This window comes from Mameliella sp. CS4 (genome assembly GCF_019392335.1).
Lineage (GTDB): Bacteria > Pseudomonadota > Alphaproteobacteria > Rhodobacterales > Rhodobacteraceae > Antarctobacter.
In genome coordinates, this window is record NZ_JAHXRQ010000054.1 from 1 (window position 1) to 7,807 (window position 7,807).

Annotated in this window: 10 protein-coding genes and 1 pseudogene; 5 read left to right on the forward strand and 6 right to left on the reverse strand. The window is 64.1% G+C overall.

The annotated features are described in order from the left end of the window. Window positions 1-157 precede the first annotated feature (157 nt). From KZZ07_RS28200 to KZZ07_RS26300, 5 genes and pseudogenes are all read left to right on the forward strand, one after another. Window positions 158-394, forward strand: a pseudogene (locus KZZ07_RS28200) (transposase); the annotation flags it as partial. Between the two features lie 201 nt (window positions 395-595). Further along, on the forward strand, window positions 596-1,357 hold the full coding sequence (locus KZZ07_RS26285; protein WP_219519788.1) for an energy-coupling factor ABC transporter ATP-binding protein: 762 nt from the start codon (window positions 596-598) through the stop codon (window positions 1,355-1,357). Next, the gene (locus KZZ07_RS26290) at window positions 1,332-1,949 is read left to right on the forward strand and encodes an energy-coupling factor transporter transmembrane component T family protein (RefSeq protein ID WP_219519791.1); all 618 of its coding nucleotides are present in this window, start codon (window positions 1,332-1,334) and stop codon (window positions 1,947-1,949) included. The genes KZZ07_RS26285 and KZZ07_RS26290 overlap by 26 nt, the downstream gene beginning before the upstream one ends. A gap of 9 nt (window positions 1,950-1,958) precedes the next feature. Beyond that, a complete protein-coding gene (locus KZZ07_RS26295) occupies window positions 1,959-2,501 on the forward strand; it encodes a biotin transporter BioY (RefSeq protein WP_219519793.1) in 543 nt (180 codons plus the stop codon). Then, the gene (locus tag KZZ07_RS26300; protein WP_219519796.1) at window positions 2,498-3,178 is read left to right on the forward strand and encodes a nitroreductase; all 681 of its coding nucleotides are present in this window, start codon (window positions 2,498-2,500) and stop codon (window positions 3,176-3,178) included. Before KZZ07_RS26295 ends, KZZ07_RS26300 begins: the two co-directional genes overlap by 4 nt. Here KZZ07_RS26300 and KZZ07_RS26305 read toward each other — a convergent pair. The 6 genes from KZZ07_RS26305 to KZZ07_RS26330 all read right to left on the reverse strand — a co-directional run. Next, on the reverse strand, window positions 3,171-4,274 hold the full coding sequence (locus KZZ07_RS26305) for a thiolase family protein (protein ID WP_219519799.1): 1,104 nt from the start codon (window positions 4,272-4,274) through the stop codon (window positions 3,171-3,173). The genes KZZ07_RS26300 and KZZ07_RS26305 overlap by 8 nt on opposite strands. Next, entirely contained in the window at window positions 4,271-5,593 is a 1,323-nt protein-coding gene (locus tag KZZ07_RS26310; protein ID WP_219519802.1) for an AMP-binding protein, read from the reverse strand. Before KZZ07_RS26310 ends, KZZ07_RS26305 begins: the two co-directional genes overlap by 4 nt. Further along, entirely contained in the window at window positions 5,590-5,910 is a 321-nt protein-coding gene (locus KZZ07_RS28205; RefSeq protein ID WP_370631271.1) for a phage integrase N-terminal SAM-like domain-containing protein, read from the reverse strand. The genes KZZ07_RS26310 and KZZ07_RS28205 overlap by 4 nt, the downstream gene beginning before the upstream one ends. Before the next feature lie 94 nt (window positions 5,911-6,004). Then, window positions 6,005-6,532, reverse strand: a complete 528-nt coding sequence (locus KZZ07_RS26320) for a hypothetical protein (protein WP_219519805.1) — start codon at window positions 6,530-6,532, stop codon at window positions 6,005-6,007. Next, window positions 6,490-7,467 (reverse strand): ankyrin repeat domain-containing protein, encoded by a 978-nt coding sequence (locus KZZ07_RS26325; RefSeq protein ID WP_219519808.1) that lies wholly within the window; start codon window positions 7,465-7,467, stop codon window positions 6,490-6,492. Before KZZ07_RS26325 ends, KZZ07_RS26320 begins: the two co-directional genes overlap by 43 nt. 87 nt (window positions 7,468-7,554) lie before the next feature. Beyond that, on the reverse strand, window positions 7,555-7,807 hold a 253-nt coding region (locus tag KZZ07_RS26330; RefSeq protein WP_219519811.1), incomplete at its 5' end, for a hypothetical protein.

Consider the following 7,807-nt stretch of genomic DNA (forward strand, 5'->3'; position numbering starts at 1 on the left):
CCGTGCTCAACCGCTACACCGCCCTTGGCATCCCTGTCACAGAGCCCGTAGGATAAGTCCGTCCGGGGAAAGGGGAACCTCGGGTATCACAAGCTTGGTGCAACAGAGCCCTCCAGGATGCGCGCCTCCAGGCTGACCCGCATGCAACCTTCACTCCGTTCCCGGGATCGGTCCCGTCGCCAGTGCCATGCGGCTTGCGGAAATGCCCGAACTCGGAGCCGTGTCAGGGGAACAAGCCGCAGCTCTGAGCTTGCTCGAACCCATCGCAAATGACAGCGGATCGCTGCGCGGGAAACGTGCCATTGCCAGCGGCAGGCGTGCCCTACGGCATGTCCTGTCCCAGGCGGCCCTGGTGGGCGCACATCACTACCAGACCATGAAAGTACTCGCATAACGGCTTCGTAAAGCCGGAAAACCATACAAGGTTGTCATCACAACCGTCGCCTGCAAGCTCGCTACTATCGCGAATGCGCTATGCCAATCTCGCAAACTTGGACCAGTAAAACGGCCTGAGGAATGCAGTTGCCGGTTGGCGACCTAGGGTGAACTATGTATGTAAGCCAGCGCGACAATCAGAGAAGCGAAAACGATTCAATTGGCGCCTCGGATAACTGCGGGCTCCGCTGGGACGGGGAAACCACCGGCACTCGTTCTTCGGGGCGTTTCGGTACGCCTCGGCGGGCCGGCGATCCTGCACGACATTTCCTGTGACATCCGAGAGCGCCGCATCGGAATCGTCGGCCGCAACGGCTCTGGCAAGACCACGCTGGCCCGCGTAATCGCCGGGCTTCAGGCGCCGGAAAGCGGGACGGCCAGGATTGACGGAACCGACATGGCGAAAGACCGCAAGGCGGCGCTGCGCACGGTCGGCATCCTGTTCCAGAACCCCGACCACCAGATCATCTTTCCCACGGTCGAGGAGGAAATCTCCTTTGGCCTGGTGCAGCTGGGGCGCAAGCGTGACGCGGCCGCGCAGGAGACCCGCGAAATCCTGGAACTGTTCGGCAAGTCCCACTGGGCGGGCGCGGCAACCCATGCTCTGTCGCAGGGGCAAAAGCAGCTTGTCTGTCTGATGGCGATCCTGGCGATGCGTCCGGCGGTGATCGTGCTGGACGAACCCTATTCCGGACTCGACATTCCCACGCGCCTGCAACTGATGCGCGTCTTCGACGAGGTCGAGGCCAGCATCATCCAGGTCACCCATGATCCCGACAGCGTGCGGCACTTCGAGCGCGTGATCTGGGTGGATCGGGGTCGGATCCGCGAGGACGGCCAGGCCGCCGACGTTCTAAGCCAATTCGAACACCAGATGCACAATTGGGGGGAGCAGGATGATCTCTCTGACCTCTCCGGTTGAGACCTGGGCCCACCGCGTTCCCGCGGGCGTCAAGCTGGCCGCCCTGTCGGTGACGACCGTAGGGCTGTTAGCGCTGCAATCGCCCGGCGCGCTGGCGCTTGCGCTGGCCGGTGTGGTCGGACTGACACTGACCGGCGGCCCGTCCTTTGCCCGCGCGGCCGCCCACGCGCTGAAGATCCTGCTGCCCTTTCTACTGCTCATCGCGGTCTGGCACGGTGTGACTGGCCAGATCGAGGCCGGGATGACGGTGGCCCTGCGCTTGCTGGCGGCGTTGGCGCTGGCGAATTTCGTGACCATGACGACGCGGCTCAGCGACATGGTGGCGGTCGCTGCGGTCCTGCTCGCGCCGTTCCGCCGCCTTGGCCTGTCGACCAGGGCGCTGGAACTTTCCGTCGCACTGGTCGTGCGCTTTACCCCGTCGATCGCACGCAAGGGCGGGCTGCTGGCCGAAGCTTGGCGCGCACGGTCCGCGCGGCGCACCGGATGGCAGATCATCATGCCGCTGGCCGCGACGGCGCTGGACGATGCCGATCATGTCGCCGAGGCGCTGCGCGCCCGCGGCGGCCTGGAAACCACAGAACCCACGGACTAGGGAAACCAAATGGAACGCAATCTTGCCCTCATCGCCCTCTTTGCCGCTCTGATCGCGGCGCTGGGGCTGATCCCGAAATTCACCCTCGCCTTCGGTGTGCCGATCACAGCGCAGAGCATGGGCGTGATGCTCTGCGGTACGGTTCTCGGGGCCCGGCGTGGTGCGCTGGCGGTACTGCTGTTCCTTGCGCTGGTGGCGCTTGGCCTGCCACTGCTGGCCGGCGGACGCGGGGGCCTGGGCGCCTTTGCCACGCCTTCGGTCGGCTTTCTGATCGGCTTTCCCGTGGCCGCCTTCGTGACCGGCCTGATCGTCGAGCGCTGGCGCGCCGGTCTTGCGTCGGTCGCCGCGGTTGCGTCCCTGGTTGGCGGTGTCGTCGTGCTTTACGCCTTTGGCGTGGTCGGTATGTCCCTGATGCTCGACAAGTCGATCCCGCAGGCGGCGCTGCTGGTCACCGCCTTCATTCCCGGCGACGTCATCAAGGCGATCCTGGCCGGGCTGATCACTGCCGGCCTGGCCAAGTCGCGCCCGTCGAGCGTGCTGTCCCGCGGATGACCGGGACAGGGGGGCAGGACCTGCTGTCTGCGCGGCGCTCGGTCCGGGCCTTTCTGCCCGATCCGGTGCCGCGTCAGGACGTCGAAAGCATCCTGACAGCCGCCCGAACCGCCCCCAGCGGGGCCAACCTGCAGCCCGGTCGGTTTCACGTGCTGACCGGGACGCCACTCTCCAGCCTGTCGCAAGCGCTGGTCGAGGCCGCCAAAAGTGGCCGCCCGCCGGTGGCCGAGTATTCCTATTTTCCGCAGCCCATGCCGCCGGATCTCAAGGCGAAACAACGGGCGGCGGGTTATGCGCTCTATTCCGCCTTGGGGATCAGGCGGCGGGACATTGCCGCGCGCAAGGCGCAGTTCAACGAGAACTACCGTTTCTTTTCCGCCCCGGTCGGCATCGTCGTGACCATCCGTCCGGACATGGGAAAGGGCTGTTTCATGGATCTCGGTATGTCGATGATGGCCCTCATGGTTGCGGCTGCCGACCTAGGGTATGGCACTTGTGGCATCGGGGCCCTGGCCAATCATGCGGATGTCGCCCATGTCCAGCTTGGCCTGAGCGAAAACGAGATGGTCGTTTGCGGCATGGCACTGGGACGCGCGGACCCGGAGGCGCCAGTGAACGGCGTGCGGACAGAGCGCGACGCGCTTTCCGTCTTTGCGACGCTGCGTGGGTTCAGCTGACCGACATCAGCACCGCAGTGCCCAGCCCGCCCGCCGCCGCGATTGTGGCCAGCCCGGTGCCGCCTCGCTGCCGGAGTTCATGGAAGAGACGCACCGCGTTGATCGCGCCCGAGGCCCCCACCGGATGCCCGCGCGCCAGCCCGCCGCCGCCGGGGTTCACAATCGCCGGGTCGATTCCGGCGCCGCTGACGCAGGTGATGGCCTGCACGGCATAGGCCTCCATCACCTCGGCCACAGAGAGCGTCCCGGCGTTGAGGTTCGCCCGGTCCAGCAGCTTGCGGATCGCCGCGACCGGCGCCACCCCCGGCAGATCCACCCGCCCGCCCAGCGTTACCCCCCCGCGATAGGTCAGCCCAGCGTCGGGCAAATGGGCGGCGACACGGTCCGAGACCAGCAGGCAGAAAGCCGCACCATCCGCCGCCACGGCGGCGTTGGCGGCGGTGATCGACCTGCCGAGGCGCGGCGCGCGGGCGGCCAGCCGGGGCGTCAGGGCGCGGGTGAAGGCATCGGACTGCAACCCGCCAAGAGGGACGATCTCCGGCCCCATGTCGGCGGCCAGGGCCTTGCGGTGGCTGTCGATGGCCCAAGCGTCCTGCGCCGCGCGGGAGATATCCAGTTCGGCGGCCAGCGCCTCGGCGGCCTCGTCCATGTCGGGATCGCGGTCGGGCCAAGGCGAAAAGGGCGGGCGATCATAGGCCTCGGGAGGGGCGCCGTCCCGGTCGGTCCGCAGGCGAAGCGGTCGCCTGGAATAGGATTCCACCCCGCCCGCGGCCACGACATCCGCCTGACCCGAGGCGATCAAGGCGGCGCCGATCACCAGCGCGTCGAGCCCGCCGCAACATTGCCGATCCAGCGTCAGCCCCGCGACCTCTTCAGGCAAACCGGCAGCCAGCGCCACCATGCGGGCCGGGTTGCCCCCGGCGCCAAGGGCGTTGCCCATGATCACCTCGTCGACCTGGCCGGGCTCCAGCCCAGCGGCCTCGATCACCCGGCGCAGCACCGGCGCGCCCACTTCGTGGATCTGAAGCCGTGACAGCGCCCCGCCGCGCGGGGCCACCGCCGACCGCAGGGCGGAAACGATGCGGATGCCGCTCATGCCTGTGGGTCCAGAAGGCGTGCGATGGCCGCAAGGTCGGGCTTGCCGGAAAGGGTCAGCGGGAAATCGTCCAGAACCTGCAGACGGCGCGGCGCGGCAAGCGGGCCAAAGGCCGCGCGGCACCGGACCAGCAGCGCATCGCAGAGGTCGGCCTCTGCCGGTCCATCGATGGCCGCGACTAGGCATGTGCCGCGGCGCGCATCGGGCAGGGGGATCACGGCGCAATGGGTCACTGCCGGGTCGGCCAGCAACAGCGCCTCGATGTCCTCGGGAAAGACGTTCTGATCAGCGATCGTGACCATCCGGTTGCGGCGCCCGGCCACCGTCAGGTAACCCTCGTCGTCGAGTTGCCCCATCTCGCCGACGGTGACGAAACCATCGCTCTTGCGCGTCTCGGCGCTGTCGCCCTCGGTATAGCCGTCAAAAAGGTAAGGGCTGCGCACCCAGATCTCGCCAAAAGGCCCGTCCGTGGCGTCGATTCTGATCTCGACGCCGGGATAGGCGCGGCCGACGCTGCCCGCCGGGCCGCTGCCATCGCCCCAGGCAATAAAGCTGGTCTCGGCGGCGCCGTAGAATTCGCACAGGGTCGCATTCGGACAAAGCGCGGCGATCCGGTGCCGCAACTCGGGCGTCAAACGCCCGCCGCCGCAGAGCACATGCCGCAGGCTTGGCAGCAGGTCCCCTGTTTCGCACAAAAGGCGCAACTGCGTCGGCGTCGCATAGAGGATCGTGGCCTGCGCGTCGGTAATCCCTCGAACTTGGTGACGAGGTCGCAGCCCTGCAAAGGAATGAAGATCGGCACCCAGATACGCGCCTTCGACCAGAGCGTAGAGCGCAAGCGAATGAGCCGGAACGCCTAATACAGCGTAGCGATCATCGGCGCCAAGACCCAAGTGGTCGCGGTTGACATGAAAGCTTGTGATCCAGGATGCATGACTGCGGCGGATGGTTTTCGCCGCTCCCGTCGTTCCACCTGACCGGCTGCGGAAATAGCCTTTGACCCCATCCGGGACCTTTCTGACACTACCATCGGGTCCGACAGAAAATTCGACCCCCGTGCGAATAGCGTCGCGCAGCGCAACAAGATCGCGAACAGCGGCTGCATCGCGATGTTCGCTTTGGCCAATATGGCGACCGCGCATATGCAGCTGTACCTCTGCATTCCAGCGAAATGCTGCAGTGCTCACAATAGCGGACGAATCCGGCGAAATGTCGATTATTTTCGATGGCTTATCGTGTTCTATGAAGCGTCCTCCCGCTGCTCTCGGACTGGTAAAACGCGGCGTTGGCGATTGCACATGAGAGCTGGCGTTACTCAACAGCCATGTTCGCGTAGTATCCCTACCGTTCCCTTGTTTCGGAGCGTTGCCAGATTGTCGAGGGCCGCCACGGTTCTCGGTGCGAGCCTAAAGACCAAAACCTTTCGAACATAGACGGCATAGACTAGGTTCATCCCGAAGAAGAACCGAAGCGCCACGATCCGTACGTTGAACGTGCTGGCCGTGACCCCGGTGTCGGTCATGGGCAACTGGTAGGCGCGCAACTCCTCCGGGGTGGCGGTATCCGGCGAATGCCCCAGGAACCTGGCGAAATCTTTGATAGCCGGGATGTGGGACTTCTGCGCCTTTTCGCCCATCCCCCGGAATGCGCATGTCTTCAATCACCCGCGCCCACAGCGGCGAAATCCTCTCCGCGGTCATGGGAACCTCCTGTCTGTCGATTGAGAGGCCTCAATCGTCAGGCAGGTTGGCAAGCCGCCGCAGTTCTTCCATTTCAACGGCCGTCTGACATGCATCGTGGACTTCAAGGGCGGTCACGCTAACAATCGTCAACGCGCCGACAACAGGCACGCTTTCCAATGGCATGGACGCGAGGTTGCGTGCGGCGTTGACGCCCGAGCGTTGAACGATCCGGGCCGTCAGTCTGTCGATTTTCTTGACCGCCGAGTTCGGAAGGCGGGGCGCCTTGCGCAGGTCGTCCAGCTCTGTCCGGAGTTTTCTGATGCGGGCGTCACTTGCCTTGCGGTCCAGGTAGAGTTGGGCCGCGCGTCTGCGTTCGGCATCCAGTTCGCGGCGCAGGTCTTTGGACCGGGTCTTGGCGGCCTTTTCTCGGTCTATCGACGTGGCCAGTTCCGAGGCTGCTGCAACGGCGGGTTGGATTGCAAGCCGTTGGGCCGCAGCCAGCATCAGATTGGCCAGAGGAACGAAGGCAAAGGTCAGGAGGTTGAAACCCTGCGTGCAGACCACGACCAGTAGCACGACCGTGGTCTTGGTGAGTTTGAATATCCGCTTGAGTCCTGCGAGCATTGTTCGTGCAAGCTCCAGTAAGCCTCGTCCTTGGTCAGGGCCGGGTTGAAGTCATGACCGGTCAGCGCCGTTGTCTCCGTTGCCGAGGCATGACAAGGATCGTCTGACTGTGCGAGAAAGAATGCAAAGACGTTTGGATCGGTTGTGTAGTAGGCGACCGCGATCAGCGGAGTCACTTCATCATCCCTTTGGGCATCGACATCGGCGCCCGCAGCGATCAATCTTTGCGCGACGAAAAGCTCATTGGTCTTGTTCTGCGGGACGACGTGCAAGGCCGTGTTGCCTTCAAAGTCTTTCTCGTCGATTGCGGCGCCAGCTTTCAAGAGGACATCGATTTCCGGAAGGCCTGCGCCGACTACGGCACGCTGTAAAGGTTCGCGTCCCGCGCTGTCGTCAGCGTTCGGGTCTGCCCCACCGGCCAGCAGGACGGCAAGAAGCGGTGCCGCGTTCCGGAGGTCGGCGGCCAAATGCAGCGCCGTCTCAGCGCAAGTACCAGCGTAACAGAGGTCAGGCGGAATTCGCTTGTCCACCTCGCTGCCATAGACCAGAAGATAGGATATGACGGTGCCATGGATCGTATCCCGGGCGGCCACATGCAAGGGCGTCAGCCCGTCGGTGGTGGTCAGTGAAACATCCGCGCCTGATCTCAGCAACTCCAAAACAGTATCGGGTGAGGCGGCCGCGACCGAGAGGTGAAGCGGTGTTTCTCCGTCGTCTGTCCGTTCGAACAGGCTGCGGCCTGCTTGCAAGCAGCTATGCACTTCCTCGGGTTCGGCCGATTTCCAGAAATCTGTTTCGAGCCAGTCTGGGCACTCTTCACCGAAGGCCCCGGTTGAGCATGATAGAGACGCAAAAAATGCATTCAAAACCAGCCTCTTGAAGCGCATGCGTAATTTCCAGAAATCGACAGAATAACGCCCTGAGGGTGAGGCCCATGCTCCTACATTGTCAACCGGCATTCCCCAAGTGACATTTCAACTGGGCTTCCGTAGCGTGATCGCATCTGCAAATCGAACACCCTTTTCTTCGAGCAGCCTCAAGGGCCACAACATTGATCCAAGGCTGACGGCACAGGCAGAAATGGAGCACAAGGCATGAATGGCGGCTTTGGTGTGCTGCAGCGCGGCGCTTGACGCGGAGACGGAAGACCTCTGTGGGTGGCTCCTGCATTGCAAGAGTTTTCTGGTGATTTTTGCGGTGTTTTTGTCAGTACCGTCGTCTGTTCGG

Coding starts and splice junctions, on each gene's coding strand:
- KZZ07_RS28205 (WP_370631271.1), bottom strand. CDS start 5,910: ATGGGCGAAAAGGCGCAGAAGTCCCACATCCCGGCTATCAAAGATTTC.
- KZZ07_RS26300 (WP_219519796.1), top strand. CDS start 2,498: ATGACCGGGACAGGGGGGCAGGACCTGCTGTCTGCGCGGCGCTCGGTC.
- KZZ07_RS26325 (WP_219519808.1), bottom strand. CDS start 7,467: ATGCGCTTCAAGAGGCTGGTTTTGAATGCATTTTTTGCGTCTCTATCA.
- KZZ07_RS26305 (WP_219519799.1), bottom strand. CDS start 4,274: ATGAGCGGCATCCGCATCGTTTCCGCCCTGCGGTCGGCGGTGGCCCCG.
- KZZ07_RS26295 (WP_219519793.1), top strand. CDS start 1,959: ATGGAACGCAATCTTGCCCTCATCGCCCTCTTTGCCGCTCTGATCGCG.
- KZZ07_RS26290 (WP_219519791.1), top strand. CDS start 1,332: ATGATCTCTCTGACCTCTCCGGTTGAGACCTGGGCCCACCGCGTTCCC.